Source organism: Halocynthiibacter sp. (assembly GCF_049608145.1).
Classification (GTDB): domain Bacteria; phylum Pseudomonadota; class Alphaproteobacteria; order Rhodobacterales; family Rhodobacteraceae; genus Halocynthiibacter.
Window position 1 is genome coordinate 1 of the sequence record NZ_JBMYXF010000058.1, and the last position, 17,023, is coordinate 17,023.

The following is a 17,023-nucleotide window of genomic DNA, read 5'->3' on the forward strand; positions in this document are numbered from 1 at the left end:
AGAGCCTCCTGTGCTCAAGCCAATCTGATGTCCAACTTTATATGACGACGGACAATATGTTCTGTCGGGAGACCGTTGCAAATATAGGTCCCGTAAGAGAATTTCTTCTAAGCCGACTAAAGTGAGCATCTCTCGAATACAGCGTCCAGGCAGGCCCAGCATTTCCCCCAGTTTCGCAAGGTTTTGTTCACGAAAATATTGCCGCCGTATTTCCGCATGGTGAACATTATTCCATGCCCCGAAACTGCCGGGGACGGCAATAAACAATCTATCGTGCACCTTTGTCTTGAATACCTTTCTGACCAACACAATTACTCCCAGCTATAATCTATCCAAAGCATGCTCGATTTTGCCCTTTTGACCAATAGGGAAGGACCATTTTTTTGACCGATTAGAAGATTTCGGATCTCTTGCAAGAATGCACAAATGGGGGGGCTTATTGCCAAGCATATGATAATAACGCGTATTTGGTATGACCGTGAGTGGAGGAGGACTTCACTTTACCCAGATCAGCATTAGAAACGTTCAAAAGCATGAAGCCGTAAAATTTCGACTGCGGCGGGCGGGCACATCTCTGGCTGAGATCAGCCGCACTCTCGGGGTCGGCCAAAGCGCAACGTCTGCCGTTTCCCTAGGTGACCGGCGCTCAAGGCGAATTGAGGCAGCTATCGCTGAGGTGTTGAAAACAACACCTGAAGCCCTCTGGCCTGAACGTTATAAAGTTAAAAGGGGAGATCGGGCATGATCTGACGAGATACCTAATCCCGCTTAGGGGAAGAAAAGAAAAAGGCCTCGCAAAGTCGAACCTGCAAAGCCTAATTCAAGTATCAAGTGACTACCTGATACTAATTTCTTCCAACAAATTATTCGTAAAGTCAACCGAAATCTCCCTGTTTCGGTAATGGGGAAGGTTTGCATTGCATGTTTTGAAGAAAGGCGAAGCTCTGCAATCAACGGACACAATTGCAGGCTCCTGAACACCACATGAACGATGATCGTTTTACCTTTGGCGGGGAGTTTCCTCCCCTGCCCAGTCGCAGTACGCGCAAAATTTCTAAAAGGTCGCGGGGAAGCTCCCGAGGCAGCAGCCCGATTGATTTACCTGCAAATGTGGAGAAACGGCTTCGGGTTACGCAATTTGAAAGCAAGCTGGAAGAACGGGTGATGTGGTTCATTCTTGCCAATTGGCCGCTCTATGATTTGCGGGAACAACCGCCTGCACTGACTTATAGAGGTGCTGATGGAAAAATCCGCATGCACACCCCGGATTTTCTGGCGACACTGCGATGTGGTCGTCGAATTGCAATCGCGGTCAAGCCTGCAAAGAATACACGTAAACCCGAATTTGTCCGGCAGTTGAAATGCATTCGAAAGTCACTGCCAAAGACTTATGCGGATGACTTTCTGCTGTTCACGGATGCGAACTTCACATTGACGGAAGCACTGAATGCGCAACGTTTCTGTACCTTCCGTCGATATGTGTCTGCTGCTGATCTGGAACAACTTGATGCGGAACTCGCGCGCTGTGCGTTTCCGATTACACTGATGTCCCTTGCTGAACGTCTTGAAGGTCAGAACGCAGGTTTTCGCACGGTCTTTACCGGGATCTATGCGGGGAAACTGACCACGGATCGGAAAAGCCTGATCACCCCGCAGACACTGCTGTATCGGGGGGATGTAAATTGAGTTTTCCCTTCCGTTTAAACTACTACGACAAGCTTTCGATTGAAGGCTTGTCGTATCGCGCCATCTCCATCACCGAGGATGAGGCTGGTTTTGAAAGCACTGATGGCAGGCGCAGTTCCCTGGTACTGACCCCTGAGGCATTTCAGGAACTCCTGAAGCACCCCAATACGGAGTTTATCCGGGGGTATTATCTGCCCGAGCGACAGAAACTACATGGTCAAATTGATGTGGATGCTATTGATGATCTGCCAACTGAACGGGGCTATGGAGCGCTCTGGCGGCTGGCTTGGGTACAGGCATATCATCAGATTGAACTGTCAGGTCGGGTCTGTCGCACGGACAAATCTATTGCAGCTGTCATACCTGAGATAAGCGCAATCCTTGCTGACCATGCGCAGGTCGCACAGTTTCAACATAAAGAACCTCGTGCTGGTCAAAAACTGATCCTGCGCAAACCACCAAGCCCGCGCACTTTGCGTGATTGGGTCAAACGGTTTGAAAAATCAGGCAATGATCCTCTTTCCCTAATCCCACACTATAGTCGCTGCGGCAATCATGGTGATCGGTTTTGTCTAGAGGCCCGCCGCCTGATGGGGGAGGTTTTTGAGGCTTATCTCTCCCTGCAACGCAAAAGCAAAAAGATTGTTTATGATCTTTGCCGCGACCGCTTTAAGCGAGAGAACAAGTCTCGCGATGAGAGGGGCATGGATCGTTTGCGTGTGCCGTCGCGCAGATCCGTGGAACGCGCACTTGCCAAGCTTGACCCCTATTTCACCCGGGTTCATCGGTATGGGGTCGATCAAGCCAATAAGGACTTTGCATTATGGGAAAACGACCTTGATGTTGCCTATCCGATGGAGCGCCTTGAGATCGATGAATGGAAAGTCGATCTGATTGGCCTGCTGGCTGAGCGTGGAGCGCTGGACGGCCTGACCCCTAAACAGCTTGCAAAAATCGAGCGTGGCAGGCGCTGGCTGTATGTCGTGATAGATTGCGCAACCAGATGCATAATCGGAATGCGTTTGGCTGCAACGCCGAACACTGCAGATGCGATTGCGACGATTGCAGATGCGACCCGAGACAAAACAGACTTTGCAATTGCAGCAGGGTGTAAATCCGATTGGTCATTTTACGGTGGATTGGTGACTGTCGTGTCTGATCAGGGGGCTGCATTTGCGAATGATCAGTTTTGTACTGCCGTCACTGACGCCGGTGGCACCGCTGAACGCCCTGTCGCAGCAACACCCCAACTCCGAGCTCGGGTGGAGCGGATCTTTGGCACCTTCGGCACAGCTTTGATGCCGTTTCTGGCCGGGCGTACTTTTTCCAATCCCAAGGACAGAGGTGACTACCCATCAGATGACCTTGCGGCCATCTCGGACGACGGGTTGATGCAAATGCTCATCGTCTATGTGGTCGATGTTTACCATAATCTGCCCCATGCCGGACTGAAGGGGGAAACACCACGCAATTGTTGGGAACGCCTGAGTAAACAATTTGGCGTTATCCCTCCGCCTTCCGAGCAGACCAGAAAAAGGGCCTTTGGTCTGAAGCGCCGCCGGAAAGTCACGGGCAAAGGCGTAACGATCTACAACATCGATTATACCTGTGCCGCCCTGCGTCAATTTCACCTGCACAGTCACGAAACCGAAGTGGACCTCAAGATCGATCCTCGAGACCTCGGCTGGATTATGGTCCGGATTGGCAACGCATGGCACGCGGCGACGGCCCTGCAGAAATGCTTTGACGGTGTATGCCTTGAAGATTGGCGTGCTGCGTCTCGTGAGCTCAGCCTGAAGCATCGGCATGAGGCAAGCATTATGGAAGATACGGTGGCGCATGCTTTGCGTCATATCCAACGGTTGAATGCCGCTGAGCAGGACAGGTTTGGAAAATTCCTAAGACGTCTGACACCCCAGGCATTGGCGCGCGCCGAAGAAGATAACTTCCTAGGCTTGACGATTGAAGCAAGTAACGATCAGGATTTTGACCTGCCACCTGATCAGGATCTCTTCGGCTACGTCATCCCCCTGGAAGAGGAGGAGCCAGAAAAGCCCGACACATCCCCTGATGCGCCAGACGAAGATGACGACACCCCATCCACATGGAGATTTGAAGATGACTGAATCAACCCTTGAAAGTAATGAAATCGATCTTCTGCTTGCGCGCATGCGGTCTCGCTTCATTGCTTATCCGGCTTACACCGATCTGCAGGTAAAATTTGATAACCTGCTGTCCAAACGCAGAACGGAAATTGAACTTGGGCTTCGAGGAGAAGCCCAGGGGATTGCTGTGATCGGCGCGTCCGGAAGTGGCAAATCCACTATTGTTGAGCGCTTGCTTTCACGCCACCCAGGCTTGCAACGACCAGGTCAATCTAATGAGATTGCAGAGACCGTGGAGCTATTAATCCCGTCGCCAGCCACGCTTAAGCATGTAGGTCTGACGATGTTGACAGCCTTGGGTTATACGCTCAAACGAGATCGGCCTGCTGCCTATATCTGGGATCAGGTGAGGCACTTTCTAAAACTGCGCAAGACACTGTTCATTCACCTGGATGAAGCGCAGGATTTATATGGGGCCACTCGGGCGATGCGGCAGGATTCTGCAGTTAATACGCTTAAAACCCTGATGAACCGGAAGGATTGGCCCGTTGGGCTGATCCTGTCCGGAACCCCGGAGCTGGCACGGTTGATCAATTCAGATGTCCAGTTGATGCGCAGGCTTTATGTGGTCATCCTGCCTGCGGTCAGTTGGGCGACCCATCCAAAGGAAATCACTATCATTTTCCAGGGCTATCTTGCTGAGGCCGGGCTTGAAGCGGATGGAGATCTGGATCTCAAAGACTTCCTGCCAAGGCTCATACATGCGGGGATGAACCAATTTGGCATTATTCTTAATCTGTTGCTTGATGGGGTCGAGGAAGCCTTGCGAGCTGAGGATTGTACTGTCACGATCCAACATTATGCAGAAGCCTATCGCCGTAAAGTCAGCTGCCCTCCAAGCCTAAATCCGTTTCTCGCTGCAGATTGGCGCGCAATCGACCCATCTCGCATCCATGACTTATGCCCCGAGGGAGATGACATATGAAACCTATAGCGAAGCTGCAATTTCACATAAACGAGTTCGAAACGGCGACATCATTTGCAAGCCGCTTTAGCCGCTATTGCGGACTGGACGGCCCCAGAGATCTCTGCCTTGATCAGGGCTTTCGATGGCAGGAACTGATCGCGGGAGATGACTTCGCCCTGGATGGTCTGGCGGCAATCACGGGTGAAGATCCTACCCGTGTCCGGAGGTGGGCTGTTCGCAATGTGGGAGCAAAGCGTTTCAATATCGCCGGGTTCCCAGCATCCGGAAACGCGGTTTTGCGCACCCGGGTTCGCCTATGCCCGTTGTGCCTGAAAGAAGATGAGGAACGGTTCGGTTCAAATGGAATCTACAGGCGCTGTTTCTGGCAAATGTCTGGGATCAGAACCTGCCCAGATCACGCAACGCCACTTATTAACCTCCCCGTGGATGTGCATACCATTCTCAACTATGACTATATCCATAAAGTCCAAAAACATCGCGCGATGATTGAGGCAGCAATCCGAGAGGCACCGACACTCCGTACAGAATATACGGGATTTGAGGAGGATGTATGGCACCGTACTAGGGGGATGAAACAAATACCATTCCTCGATGATCTGACGCTGGATGTCGCATGTAAACTGTGTGAGACTTTAGGGTTCGTGTTGCAATTTGGTGCAGAGCGTAAACTCCGCACCGCCAGCGAGTATGAATTGTGGCAGTCGGCTCAACAGGGGTTTGAAGCGCTGCGCGAGGGCGAGGCAGGCCTGAAAGGCGCGCTGCTATCACTGCGCACTAAACAATCGTTTCATATGGGCGGTTACAATAAAGATCTTGGTGCTTTTTATGTCTGGCTGCACGGATCATCTCTGAAGAAAGAAATGATTCCTTTGCGTGACTTGATCAGGGATCTCATTGCGCAAAATTACCCTGTTTCCGGCGCGAGAACGGTTCTTGGAAAGCCTTGCCCAGAAAGCCCGGTCTATTCGGTTTCTGCTGGCTTGAAGGCTTTGGGAATAAAGCGCTCAAGGATGCACGAGCATCTTATAGAACAAGGTCTTGCCACCCCTGTCAGCGAAGGTAACTCAGTCGAATTACACAGGCAAATCGTCGAGAGGGATTTGCGTGCCTTTGAAGAAGGCGCTGGCAAGCGATTAACAAGCCAGCAGGCCGCGCAATTTTTGAATGTCAGCAAAGACCTTGTGTTGGAATTGAAGGTTGCAGGTCTTATTGAGACCATCGATGACAGTTATTGTCGTGGTCCCCGCTATCATCAGGATCGGTTGACTGAACTTCTAAATCAACTCGAAACATGCCTGACAGCCCCGTCGCCCGATGAAACCTACATCCCTTTGAATGAAGCGGCGTCCAGGCTGAAGCGTAAAACACCAGTCATCATACGATTGCTTTTGGTTGGTAAAATACTAGCCACAAAGGACGGTGACAGCACAGGTTTCGGACGCATCAAAATTGGCCTAAACAGCAGCCGAACTGTTCTACACAGTACCAATCAACCCGGCCTGACGCGGAGCGATACAGCCGTTAAGCTACACGTCAAACACCAAACGATAAGCTGGCTCATTGAGGAAGGCCTGTTGCAGGATGTTGATATGCGCAGTGCTAGATCCGGACAGCATATAACGGCTATTTGTAAGGGCAGCATCAAAGTGTTTCTGCAAGATCACATCACATTGGGGCTTCTCGCAAAGCAGCTTAATCGAAAACCCGGACCGCTCGGCTGTTTCCTGGATGGCAAGCGCATCTGGCCAATGGAAATGCCCGACAATCTCAGCCGGATATACAAACGATCAAGGCTGGAGCGGCAACTGCAAGAATTGGGGATGGGCTTGTCAGTGAAGCAGCCAGCGTGATTGCAAAAGCACCGGGAAAAACTGATCACATCCTTGAAAGTATAGATGAAAGCCGTCAATCTCAAACCCGCACCTTATGATTTGGGGAACTCTGTTGAATAAATTTGGGCATCTAAGCACTTTGCCAAAAGGGCCTTTTCGTTTCATCGCGCTCGATGTTGAAACTGCGGGCAAAACAGCCGGGAGCATATGCCAGATTGGCCTGTGTTTTGTCAGCAGCACTGGCGATTTACAGACCTATTCGGTCCTGGTTGATCCGCAAGAGCCATTTGAGAAATTCAACACAGAGCTGCACGGCATTTCCAGTGAAACTGTGTCGGGTGCCGGGACGTTTCCGACTGTCTATATGGCGTTGTTTGAGATTTTGAACACCCATTCCCTCGTCCAGCACAGCACCTTTGACGAAAAGGCCTTAACGGCCGCATGCGCACGATATGATCTGCCCATGATCACCTCCCATTGGACCAACAGTGTGACGGTCGCACGACAAGCATGGCCTGAATTGAAGGGGGCTGGTGGCCATGGCCTCGCCAACCTCAAAAAGCATCTGGGCCTCACATTTCATCACCATGACGCAGGAGAAGACGCACGCGCTTCTGCCTCGGTGATTTTGAAAGCGGAGAGGGTTTTGGGCAAGCCGCGGTCGCATCTCACGATAAACCGTCAAATGGTGTTTCAGTTTGGAACGCAATCTCAGAGGTGAATTGAAATCGTGACATGCACTCCCAATCCATTTCCTGCACACCCACACAAAATTCAATCCAGAGGCGTGCTTCGTAACACCGACTCAACGATGTTCGCGGTTTGTTGCACAGGATGAAAATTGCACATAGGTTGTCATCATGTACGCCCTCGGACTTTCTCTTCGTATGTAAAAGAGCGACGTATCAACGCCGCCCTTTCTTTTTCTTGTTCATCCAAAACGGCGGGATATCGCCAGCCATCATGCAGCCGTAAGGGTCGATGTAGTCGACGATCTCAGCCAGATTGAATTTATCGATCTGGCGCACCACGTTTGCCGCATTTTTATAAGATGACGGCAACTCAGATGCATCCACCGCACCGGCAGGGAAGCGAATATCAAGCCCCTCGGTCTCTGCCTCCAGAGCCTGCTGCGGAGTGACATTCCCCATCCGACGCTTGTGTTCTGTACGCGAGAAATTCCGCCCAGCCCCGTGTGGAGAAAATCCTAAGGCATGGTCCGCGTCCTTCCCACGAACAACCAAAACAGGCTCTGCCATATTCAACGGGATCAATGTCAGCCCTGTTGCATCCGCAGCATAATCACCCCACGCCGGGGTCGCACCTTTGCCGTGGTAGAACATATCATCGCGCTTAAAGACGAAGTTATGTTCATTCCAGAACCGATCCCCTGGTTGTGCACCCGACCCTTCCACCGTCGCCTGATGAATGGCGTTGTGGTTGGCCTTGGTCCACTTACGGATCAATTGCAGAGCGGCCCAATATTCTTGACCGTCCTCGGTATCTGCGGGAATCCAAGCGTTTTGCTTCAGCGTCTGTGGCGACAGTTTGCGGCGGTATTTTTCCGCCACTTCCATACCCAATTTGTACAGAACCGCCCCCGGCCCGCGTGACCCGTGGTGGGTTACGATCGCCGTGCGCCCGGTGTTGCGTGAACGTCCGACAAACAGGAAATGGTTCCCATCACCCTGTGTCCCAAGATGTTCCACGGCCATGCGCAGGATCTTGGGATTGTTCAAGAAACGGTTCGCACGAAATTCATCCAGCAGCTTCTGAGATAGGGTGAAACGCTTACCATTCGCACGCCCACCAGGGCCGAAATGCGTCACCTTCTCTGCGGCATCCAGAACGGTCTTTGGGTCAACCTCACCCAGATCGGTCATCATGACGGAACAGCAGATATCCGCAGAATGCATCCCCGGATGGATCGCGTTTTTCGCCGCAACCACACCGCCCACAGGGATCGTCCCAACAGGGCCAGCCGGGCAGGCATCTGGCATCACAGCGGCCGATGTCACTGTCGGGGTGCGCATCACAGCCATCATGGTTTCGCGCACCATTTCAAGGTTTTTCACCTCATCCGCGTCATCTGCGGCTTCGATGTTGAAATGGAATGGCACATCCCCGGCCTTTTGCAGCGGCAATGTGGGCGGTGGAGGCGGTGGCTTCATTGTGTCAAGCTTGGCTTTGATCTGCTCAACCCCATAGCCAGCCGCAACGGCGGCCTGCGCAATTTCCAGCAAACGGGAAAATTCCGGCCCCGGAATGTGGCCCCATTCTTTTAGTGTTTCGCCTGTAATTTCAATATGTTCCATCGTCTTATTCTTTCTTACGTTCCAACATTGGCTCGGCTGGTAGGGATCGAACCTACGACATCCTGATTAACAGTCAGGCGCTCTACCACTGAGCTACAGCCGAACAAATCGTATGCGGGGACAAGATTTGTGAGACATCTCCCCCGGAAGAATGCGCTTCCGGTTCGGCGTGACTCGAACACGCTTTCAACCAATGTAGTCCCACAGGCATTCCCCCTGTGTATTGTTGGTCAGGGATGGAGGATTTGAACCTCCGATCTCTGCATTCCAAGTGCAGCGCTTTGACCAGACTAAGCTAATCCCTGTGAATTGGTCCCTGACGACAAGGAAAAGGTGAAACGTTCCGCGCTCTACCACCTGAGCTACCCTGCCACGGTAGCAGGGGTGGGATTCGAACCCACGACCACGACATTAAGAATGTAGTTCCACCCTGCATTCGTCAGGGGTATTTCTTGTTCCGGCAACAAGGTTTCGGTGAAACGGTTCTGCTCTACCAACTGAGCTACTCTCTGAGCGCCGCCCGAGAGGCGGGGTTCGAACCCGCGACAAGATGTAGTTCCACCAGCATTTGCCGGATTTAAATGGTCCCTGGCGACAAGGATAAAGAAACAGTTTCGGGGTCCCGCCCCCGTTCCAATTGGAACGGTTTTCCGTCTGGGCGCACGCAAGGAGAGGAGTTGAACCTTCTCGGATGGTCCCGCATTTGGTGCGATGTAGTTCCTTTGGCATTCGCCAGGGTGTATTCCTTTCAATTCAGTTACTCAGGCGGGTCAGGCGGACAAAGTTTCCATGAGACGCTTACATTTACAGATGTAGTCCCAAAGGCATTCCGCCTGACCCAGTTTTAAATTTCCACAGCCTTAATCTGGCCAACCCAGTGGTCCGTGCCCATCTCGCCCGCCGCAAAGCTTGCGATTTGGTCAAAGACCGTGTCCGAGAACCCGCCGATGTTCAGCACATCATCACGTTCTTTTGCCTGGGTCGTCCCATAAGGGGCGATGTCAATGCAGACCAATTTGGCCTTTGGGTTACGCCGCTTCAGTTTCTCCCAGGACTGCATCATTGCGGTCCCGTTGTTGCCATAAGCGGCATGTGCCCAGGATTGGTTGTCTGACACCATGATCACCAGATCCGGGGCACGCCCCTTCGCCAGCAACCAGTCAAGCGGTGCCGCACAGTTTGTCCCGCCGCCCCATTGATCCGCCAAGCGCGCCGCGTTGGTCAGGATCGTATCACGGGGTTCAAACCGCAGAGCGCGGACCTTCACCTCAAACGGCAGCACGGTTGCCGACGGGTTGCGCCGCAAGATCGCCGCAGAGACAAGCCCTGCCACATCCACGAAACGCGTCACCGTGGTCGCCCCTTTGCGGTAACCTGTAACGGCATCAGACATAGAACCCGACACATCTGGACACACCACAACTTGACCGCGCAGCTTTGGCACGTTGGCAACGGATAGCTCCATCGCGTCATGCAAAGCATCACGAATTTCCGCAGGCATTTCAGGTGATAAAGCCTGATATGCCGTCATCAACTGATACGGGAAGACCCGCGCCTTCGCGATCCGATCCGGATCACGAAGAACTTCTGCCACATGCCGACGCATGTTTTTCATATCCAAAACCCCATGACGCAGAAACGTGTTCAGGTTCATACGGGTCATCTGCCAAGACGCATTTTTTGCAATCTTTGCCCATTGTTTTTTGGACAAAGGAAGCTGTGTCAGCATCTGGAACGGCACTTCAGGCACAGGCCCTTTGCCACATTCTTTGAACCGCAAGAAATCTTGCACAGGTTGCGGTAGCAGTGCTACGTCACATGGTTTACCGATGATCCAAGCAAAGAACGCTTCACGCTCCTTTGATTGAGGCTTCGGATGCACCATCTTGATAACATCTGCCAGGGACGGATCATTGCCGACATTGGCCTGCAAAATCGTCCGATCAGAAGCATCATTCAGCCAGTTAACCACCATCCGCTTCGGTGCTGAGCCAAGCGATTTACGCCCAGTCTGCCCAGATCGCATGATCTGCACGAAGGTCCGCAACATCTTGCCATTGTCCACTACACGCCCAAAGGCGCTTTGAAACAAGATCGGGTCACGGCCAGACAGAACAGCCAGAAGCACCGCAGGCATATCCTTCATATGCCCGTTTTTACGGGTGTAGACAGCGGCTTGCGCCAAAAATGACGGATCAACCTTTTGCGCCAGATCCAATGTGCGGGAAAGCTCCTGCAATGGGTCCTGATAATATGTTGCACCAAAGGTTCCGGTCATCGCGACCTGAGCCAGGGCATGTGCATCAGAATATCGGTAAGCCGGTGCCTTTTCCTTGTTGGTTGTATCCGCAAAGGGAAGCAACCGGCCTCTGATTGATGCAAACACAGATTTGTTTGCCATTTCTTTCGTCCTTCATTTGTTTGTGAAGATGTTTTCGCCCATCTGGATCGAAAGAAGAAATAAAATCGAAAACCATACAATGCTCTGTAAATAAACGTTAATTTCCGAAACTCCAAAAACGGATATGAAATTTACGATTTACATTTATAGGCTTTTATCCAAAAATATATGCATGGAAAAAACAAATGTAGTTATTGGCTTTCTTGGGACGAATCTAGACGCTGGAAAACGGCGGCGCTGGCGTCCTTCCGTTCAAATTGCGGAACATCCTGACTTTCCGGTCGACCGGTTGGAGCTGATCCATGGGCGGCGCTGGTCTGGGCTGGCTGAAAAAATCAAATCCACGGTCGAATATGCGAACCCTCAGATAGAAGTTCTACTGCATGAGGTCGAAATTCGTGACCCTTGGGATTTTGAAGAAATGTACGGCGCGATGTATGATTTTGCGCGGGGGTACGGATTTGATGAGGAACGTGAAAATTATCACGTCCATCTGACCACCGGCACTCATGTTGCGCAAATCTGCTGGTTCCTGCTGACAGAAGCCCGCCATATTCCAGCAAAGCTGATCCAAACCGGCCCACCCCGTCATCAAGAAGAAGGGCCCGGCAGCTTACAAATCGTTGATCTTGATCTGTCGAAATACAACGCCTTGCAGCAGCGTTTTGATCTGGTCACCAAAGAATACAACACGTTCCTGAAAGGCGGAATTGAGACACGTAACAACGCCTTCAACACGATGATTGACCGGATGGAGGTTGTGACATCCAATTCTGATGCGCCGCTGTTGCTGATCGGGCCAACCGGCACGGGCAAATCGGAACTGGCAACAAGGCTGTACGAACTCAAGCTGCAACGCCGTCGCGTTAAGGGGCGTCTTGTGCATGTGAACTGTTCAACGCTGAAGGGTGAACGCGCCATGTCCACACTGTTTGGCCACCGCAGGCAAGCCATCCCTGGTGCTGCCACGGATCGATCTGGATTGCTGCGCGAGGCGGACGGCGGCGTGTTATTCTTGGACGAAATCGACGAACTTGGCCTAGATGAACAGGCTATGATCCTGCATGCAATCGAAACAGGAAAATACTTCCCGCTGGGGTCTGACTATGAGGTCACAAGCCGATTTCACCTGATTGCTGGTGCGGGCAAAGATCTTGCAAGCCTGGTCGCCAGCGGACGGTTTCGCGCAGATCTGTTTGCGCGACTGAACCTTTGGACATTCGCCTTGCCCGCTTTGCGCGACCGGCCTGAAGATATCGCACCCAACATTGCCTATGAAATGGCGCGTGCGGAAAAAACACTGGGGGCGCGCGTGACGTTCAATGCAGATGCGCTTGCCATCTATCAGAAATTCGCAACAGACCCCGGCACAAAGTGGTCCGGCAATTTTCGAGATCTCAGCGCCTCTATTCAGCGGATGTGCACCCTTGCGCCGCAAGGCCGCATCACAAAATCGATGGTGCTGGCTGAAATCGGAACGATTACATCTGTCTGGTACAATGCCAATCAAGATCCAGAGATGCAGCTTCTCACATCAGTTCTTGGCGAACGTTCCGCGGAGATCGATGAATTTGACCGCACACAACTTGCCGCCGTTATCCGTGCTTGCCGTAAAAGCACTAACCTAAGTGCAGCGGGACGACGTTTATTTGCGGTGTCGCGCCTGACCAAAACCAGCAAAAACGATGCGGACCGCCTGCGTAAGTACCTAGAGAAATTTGGCTTAGATTGGGCTTCCTGCCAAGGATGAACTGAATCCCCTTTCATGAGCAAAGGTAAAACTATGTGGCGCAAAAGGCAAAACCACTGAGCAATTTGAATTTAGAACTTCAAGAAATCAACATGTTAATGAAGCGGAAATGGAAGAACTATGTGACGCCTGACATATTTTGTGAAACGATATATAGTTCTGCCATTTCGGTCGAGAACTTGCCTTTTGCGCCACATAGTTTTGCCATTGGATGGCTTTTGAGAAAAACAACCTTCTCAAGCATCCAGTGATTCTCCGAGATTTTGTCAGAGGCACATCGCTTCGGAACTTCAGATCACGCTGTCCCTCGACACCCCCTTGGGGACAGTTGTCGCGAAGGGTGGGAAACCTGCCGTTCATTCACTTCCAGACAGAGAGCCAAATACTTGTCCGATGGCTATCTATCAAACCGTCACTTTGGCTTTCCCAGGCGTGGAGTAAGGGATCGCAGCTTGTGCTGTGTCTTAGGTTAGGGTCTTATCTCTAAGCCGCTGAAACTGAATGGTCCGGATCTTCGTTATTATTCCCAAGCTCAACATCGCTGTTGGTATTAAGCGAAGCAATTGCATGGACAAGGGAACTGGCTTCATCTCTTAGGGATTGGGTCGCCGCCGATGTTTCCTCGAACATTGCAGCGTTCTGTTGGGTCGCTTGATCAAGTTGACTTGTGGCTGAGGTCAGCTGTTGCACAACTGCTGCTTGCTCTTTTGCACTAATTGCAATCCCTGCCATACGTTCTGAAACTTGTGAAATTCCACTTGAAATTGATCTAAAGTTCGTCCCACTTTGACCTACTAAGTCGGCGCCTTTGTCGACGATGCTTCGGCTGTCTTCGATCAGTTTTGAGATGTCTCGTGCAGCGGTGGATGACCGTGTCGCCAAGGCCCGCACTTCTGTTGCCACAACTGCAAAGCCTCGCCCTGACTCTCCGGCACGTGCCGCTTCTACGCCAGCATTTAGGGCCAACAAATTGGTTTGAAAGGCAATATCTTCAATGAGGTCGATAATATTGCTGATCTCAGAGGATGATTGCTGAATTTTTGACATAGCTTGGATAGCTTCGTCAACAACCGCATTACCTGTCTGTGTTTCATGTTGAATTTCTTGAAACGCTTGGCTGGCTTGGGCTGCCGTGTCAGACGTTGCGTCCACAGATTCAGAGAGTTCAACAATTGCGGCTGAAGTCTCTTCTAAAGTCGCTGCGTTTCTTTCCGTTCGTGTCGCGAGATCTTTGGTCGCGGAGGCTAACTCACCTGTTGCGGATTCAATAGTACCACTGCTGCCGTGAATTTGGCCTACGATCTCTGAAAGGCTAACGCCTGTGCTGTTGACAGATGTGCTTATTTCTTCGAAAATTCCAGGGAATTCCCCGCTGAGCCGCACGGTTAAGTTGCCATTTGCAAGGGAGAAAAGAGCATCCTTAACATGTTGCAAGGTTCCATCGGTCATCTCACCGATGTCATTTAGGCCTTTGCACATCTCTGCGAAGACACCCTCTTTGTCGGAAAGGTCCAATCTTTGAGTGAAGTCGCCTTTCGCACATGCTGCAACCATCTCGGAAATTTCATGGGCGGCTTGCAATTCACGCGCACGTGTCTCTTCTGCTATCTTGGCTTTCTCAGCGCGCTCAGCTTCTTTTTCTCGGCGTTGCTTTTCTTTTTCTTCAGCTTTCGCCGCCAGTGCAGCTTCTTCTTTTAGACGGGTATCTTTTTCGACTTCCCTTGCTTCAAGGATACTGTCTTTGAAAACAGATAAAGCAGTTGCGACATCGCCGATTTCATTGCGAGAGGCCACAGGGATTTGGGTTTCCATATCTCCCGAGGCCATCTTTTGTGCAGCTTGCACAACCCCGTTGAATCCTGATTTGGTGGCAGTAATGAACATTGCGATGGCAGCTGTGACGATCATCAAAGAGAAAGCTGCAATCGCCAACACCGTGTATTTCTGTACGGTTGCGTCGGATCGGATTTGTTCTACGAGCTTAACGAGATCATTTGAGAGCGTTTGCTCAAACTCGCGGAGCAAATTGATACGTGCCGTTTGTGCTGCAAAAAAATCGGGGCCAGAAAAAGCTGTGATTTCGGCCATGGGACCAACATCCAAGATGTCCTGACGCATCCGCTCAATTGTGCGCACAGGGGCGGAGCGATTAAGTTCATCATAAGCACTGACTTGCGTGGGGGTCGCTATCGCGAGAAACACATCCGTAAATGTTTCTGCTCTTGAAATAAGTGACACTAACTTTTGCATGTTTTCAGGTGTAAAACCACCGCTTGCGATGCTGGAAGCCCCAACGGCACGTTCAATGCCGGCACGTTCCTTCGCTTCTAGAAAGTTTGCGAAGGAAGTCACTCCTGTCGATACATCACCATCTGAACTCAGGGTCGCCACCATCTGGATCAACTCAAGCATTTTTGTATTTGAACCGGTATAATATCGCAGCGCGTCACGCGTTTCGATGCGCAACCCATCCGCGTTCTCTCGGATGTTGGAGAGGCCTGACAAGGTCGTTTGGATTTGAGCGATTGAAAAGCGTAGCTCTGCTTCAACGGTTTCGATATCCGTGTTTTCGACCCAATTTTCAAAGTCAACCCGAGCCGCATCCGTCAAAAGGCGTTGCGCCTTTAATTCTGCGTTAAATGCGGAGCCATCACTGCTTAAGAAGAGGGCTGTCCCGCCGCGTTCTTTTTGTTGTTCATGAAGTAGATTGCTCAACGCGATTGATCCAATCACCAGGTTTTCAATGCGCGCTGCTTCGCGCGATGTTTGCTGAAGCCCCCAAATGAGCGTCCCAGCAAAAACAACTGATAGCATGACTGGAATGAATGCAATCAGGACCAGGGCACGAGAGATAGGCAAGTTTATGATGACTGAGCGAACTTTTGTAAGCATGATGAATGACTTCTCAAGATAATTAGCGTCTAATAGCTTGAGGCATGCTTACCGGATTAATCCTTACCAATTAGACAATTTAACTCACCTTTGCAAAGATGAATTACTTAAAAGTTTATTGTGTCACTCACTGTGGTTCTCTGAGAAATATAGAGTACGCTGACATAGGCGTATGTTCTTTCTGATGGGTAATCCGGCGACTTTGCAAAGTACACTAACTGCCCGCTCCCGACCTTGGTGTTGAACGTCTTTATCTGCCCAAAATCGCACCCACTTCCTAGGTCTCATCGGGCCTTCAATGCGATGACGCTTACGCACGGTCCCAATAAGACCATCCACGCATTTTTATACCGCGTTGCCACGCCTGATATAGAAAGGTATAAGATGCATCAGCATCAGACAGCGGGGCTTCGAAAGTCGCTGTTGCAAACGTACCCTTGAGGTCAGCATACCACGGTAATCCCCCCGGAAATAAGTGGTGTTCATGCGTAGAATTTTCTCGGCATACTATCTGATGAGGTTTTGATGAAGAACAGACGATACAGCGAAGCCAAAATCATGGGAATTTTAAAGCAGGCAGAAGGCGGTGTACCGGTTGCAGATCTTTGCCGCGAACATGGCATGAGTAACGCCAGTTTTTACAAATGGCGGGCGAAATTTGGCGGCATGCACTGCACGACAGGTTATGCGTAGCATGATCCCGAGAGTGGACGCTTCGATGATCTCAGAGTTGAAGGCGATGGCAGAAGAAAACCGCCGCCTGAAGCGCATGTATGCCGAGATGAGCATGCAAAACGACTTGCTGAAGGAAGCTCTTGGAAAAAAGGCGCTAAGGCCGTCCATTGCCCGACAGGGTATTGCGCAGCAATGTCCCGAGAGGGGCAGCGCAAAGAGATGGCCGTGAAAGCGGTCACCAACCGTGGCGCGCTGGCCTGCAGGACGTTCCAGCTTCTCGGTGATGCACACATCACCTGCCAGCCAGCGGATCAGCGAGACCTGCTATCGTTATCAGCGCAAGTTGAGCGATGAGAACGCGGAAATTGCGGAATGGCTA

The 17,023-nt window shown here is 51.3% G+C and carries 11 protein-coding genes, 2 tRNA genes and 1 pseudogene; 8 read left to right on the forward strand and 6 right to left on the reverse strand.

Going from position 1 to position 17,023, the window contains the following annotated elements:
• Positions 1 to 472 precede the first annotated feature (472 nt).
• The 6 genes from ACPGUT_RS13855 (at position 473) to ACPGUT_RS13880 (ending at position 7,332) form a co-directional block, all read left to right on the forward strand.
• Positions 473 to 745 carry a helix-turn-helix domain-containing protein gene (locus ACPGUT_RS13855; protein WP_423992380.1) on the forward strand — a complete coding sequence of 91 codons (273 nt, stop codon included), beginning with the start codon at positions 473 to 475 and terminating at the stop codon, positions 743 to 745.
• 419 nt (positions 746 to 1,164) lie between these two features.
• Positions 1,165 to 1,686 (forward strand): TnsA endonuclease N-terminal domain-containing protein, encoded by a 522-nt coding sequence (locus tag ACPGUT_RS13860; RefSeq protein ID WP_423992381.1) that lies wholly within the window; start codon positions 1,165 to 1,167, stop codon positions 1,684 to 1,686.
• Positions 1,683 to 3,812 (forward strand): Mu transposase C-terminal domain-containing protein, encoded by a 2,130-nt coding sequence (locus ACPGUT_RS13865; protein WP_423992382.1) that lies wholly within the window; start codon positions 1,683 to 1,685, stop codon positions 3,810 to 3,812. Before ACPGUT_RS13860 ends, ACPGUT_RS13865 begins: the two co-directional genes overlap by 4 nt.
• Positions 3,805 to 4,776, forward strand: coding sequence for a TniB family NTP-binding protein (locus tag ACPGUT_RS13870; RefSeq protein ID WP_423992383.1), 972 nt, complete (start codon positions 3,805 to 3,807; stop codon positions 4,774 to 4,776). The genes ACPGUT_RS13865 and ACPGUT_RS13870 overlap by 8 nt, the downstream gene beginning before the upstream one ends.
• Positions 4,773 to 6,629 carry a TniQ family protein gene (locus tag ACPGUT_RS13875; RefSeq protein ID WP_423992384.1) on the forward strand — a complete coding sequence of 619 codons (1,857 nt, stop codon included), beginning with the start codon at positions 4,773 to 4,775 and terminating at the stop codon, positions 6,627 to 6,629. Before ACPGUT_RS13870 ends, ACPGUT_RS13875 begins: the two co-directional genes overlap by 4 nt.
• Positions 6,630 to 6,723: 94 nt before the next feature.
• Positions 6,724 to 7,332 carry an exonuclease domain-containing protein gene (locus ACPGUT_RS13880; protein WP_423992385.1) on the forward strand — a complete coding sequence of 203 codons (609 nt, stop codon included), beginning with the start codon at positions 6,724 to 6,726 and terminating at the stop codon, positions 7,330 to 7,332.
• Between the two features lie 184 nt (positions 7,333 to 7,516).
• Here ACPGUT_RS13880 and ACPGUT_RS13885 read toward each other — a convergent pair whose 3' ends face one another.
• The 4 genes from ACPGUT_RS13885 to ACPGUT_RS13900 form a co-directional block, all read right to left on the reverse strand.
• Positions 7,517 to 8,926 carry an RtcB family protein gene (locus ACPGUT_RS13885; protein ID WP_423992386.1) on the reverse strand — a complete coding sequence of 470 codons (1,410 nt, stop codon included), beginning with the start codon at positions 8,924 to 8,926 and terminating at the stop codon, positions 7,517 to 7,519.
• Between the two features lie 28 nt (positions 8,927 to 8,954).
• Positions 8,955 to 9,029: transfer RNA gene (locus ACPGUT_RS13890), tRNA-Asn, on the reverse strand.
• Between the two features lie 124 nt (positions 9,030 to 9,153).
• Positions 9,154 to 9,231, reverse strand: a tRNA-Pro gene (locus ACPGUT_RS13895).
• A 539-nt stretch (positions 9,232 to 9,770) separates the two neighbouring features.
• Complete coding sequence (locus tag ACPGUT_RS13900; protein WP_423992387.1) at positions 9,771 to 11,327, reverse strand: vWA domain-containing protein; 1,557 nt, start codon at positions 11,325 to 11,327, stop codon at positions 9,771 to 9,773.
• 172 nt (positions 11,328 to 11,499) lie between these two features.
• On the opposite strand from ACPGUT_RS13900, the gene rtcR reads away from it, so the two are divergent.
• Positions 11,500 to 13,077, forward strand: a complete 1,578-nt coding sequence (gene rtcR, locus ACPGUT_RS13905; RefSeq protein ID WP_423992388.1) for an RNA repair transcriptional activator RtcR — start codon at positions 11,500 to 11,502, stop codon at positions 13,075 to 13,077.
• Positions 13,078 to 13,195: 118 nt separating this feature from the next.
• Here rtcR and ACPGUT_RS13910 read toward each other — a convergent pair whose 3' ends face one another.
• Together ACPGUT_RS13910 and ACPGUT_RS13915 are read right to left on the reverse strand one after the other, a co-directional pair.
• A complete protein-coding gene (locus ACPGUT_RS13910; RefSeq protein ID WP_423992389.1) occupies positions 13,196 to 13,321 on the reverse strand; it encodes a hypothetical protein in 126 nt (41 codons plus the stop codon).
• A 239-nt stretch (positions 13,322 to 13,560) separates the two neighbouring features.
• A complete protein-coding gene (locus ACPGUT_RS13915) occupies positions 13,561 to 15,969 on the reverse strand; it encodes a methyl-accepting chemotaxis protein (protein WP_423992390.1) in 2,409 nt (802 codons plus the stop codon).
• 525 nt (positions 15,970 to 16,494) lie between these two features.
• Here ACPGUT_RS13915 and ACPGUT_RS13920 point away from each other — a divergent pair.
• Positions 16,495 to 17,023, forward strand: a pseudogene (locus tag ACPGUT_RS13920) (transposase); the annotation flags it as partial.

Bases quoted from the DNA above. Each gene is read 5' to 3' on its own strand.
- ACPGUT_RS13870 (WP_423992383.1), top strand. From the start codon at position 3,805: ATGACTGAATCAACCCTTGAAAGTAATGAAATCGATCTTCTGCTTGCG.
- ACPGUT_RS13885 (WP_423992386.1), bottom strand. From the start codon at position 8,926: ATGGAACATATTGAAATTACAGGCGAAACACTAAAAGAATGGGGCCAC.
- ACPGUT_RS13855 (WP_423992380.1), top strand. From the start codon at position 473: ATGACCGTGAGTGGAGGAGGACTTCACTTTACCCAGATCAGCATTAGA.
- ACPGUT_RS13875 (WP_423992384.1), top strand. From the start codon at position 4,773: ATGAAACCTATAGCGAAGCTGCAATTTCACATAAACGAGTTCGAAACG.
- ACPGUT_RS13860 (WP_423992381.1), top strand. From the start codon at position 1,165: ATGTGGTTCATTCTTGCCAATTGGCCGCTCTATGATTTGCGGGAACAA.
- ACPGUT_RS13915 (WP_423992390.1), bottom strand. From the start codon at position 15,969: ATGCTTACAAAAGTTCGCTCAGTCATCATAAACTTGCCTATCTCTCGT.
- ACPGUT_RS13910 (WP_423992389.1), bottom strand. From the start codon at position 13,321: ATGCTTGAGAAGGTTGTTTTTCTCAAAAGCCATCCAATGGCAAAACTA.
- ACPGUT_RS13900 (WP_423992387.1), bottom strand. From the start codon at position 11,327: ATGGCAAACAAATCTGTGTTTGCATCAATCAGAGGCCGGTTGCTTCCC.
- rtcR (WP_423992388.1), top strand. From the start codon at position 11,500: ATGGAAAAAACAAATGTAGTTATTGGCTTTCTTGGGACGAATCTAGAC.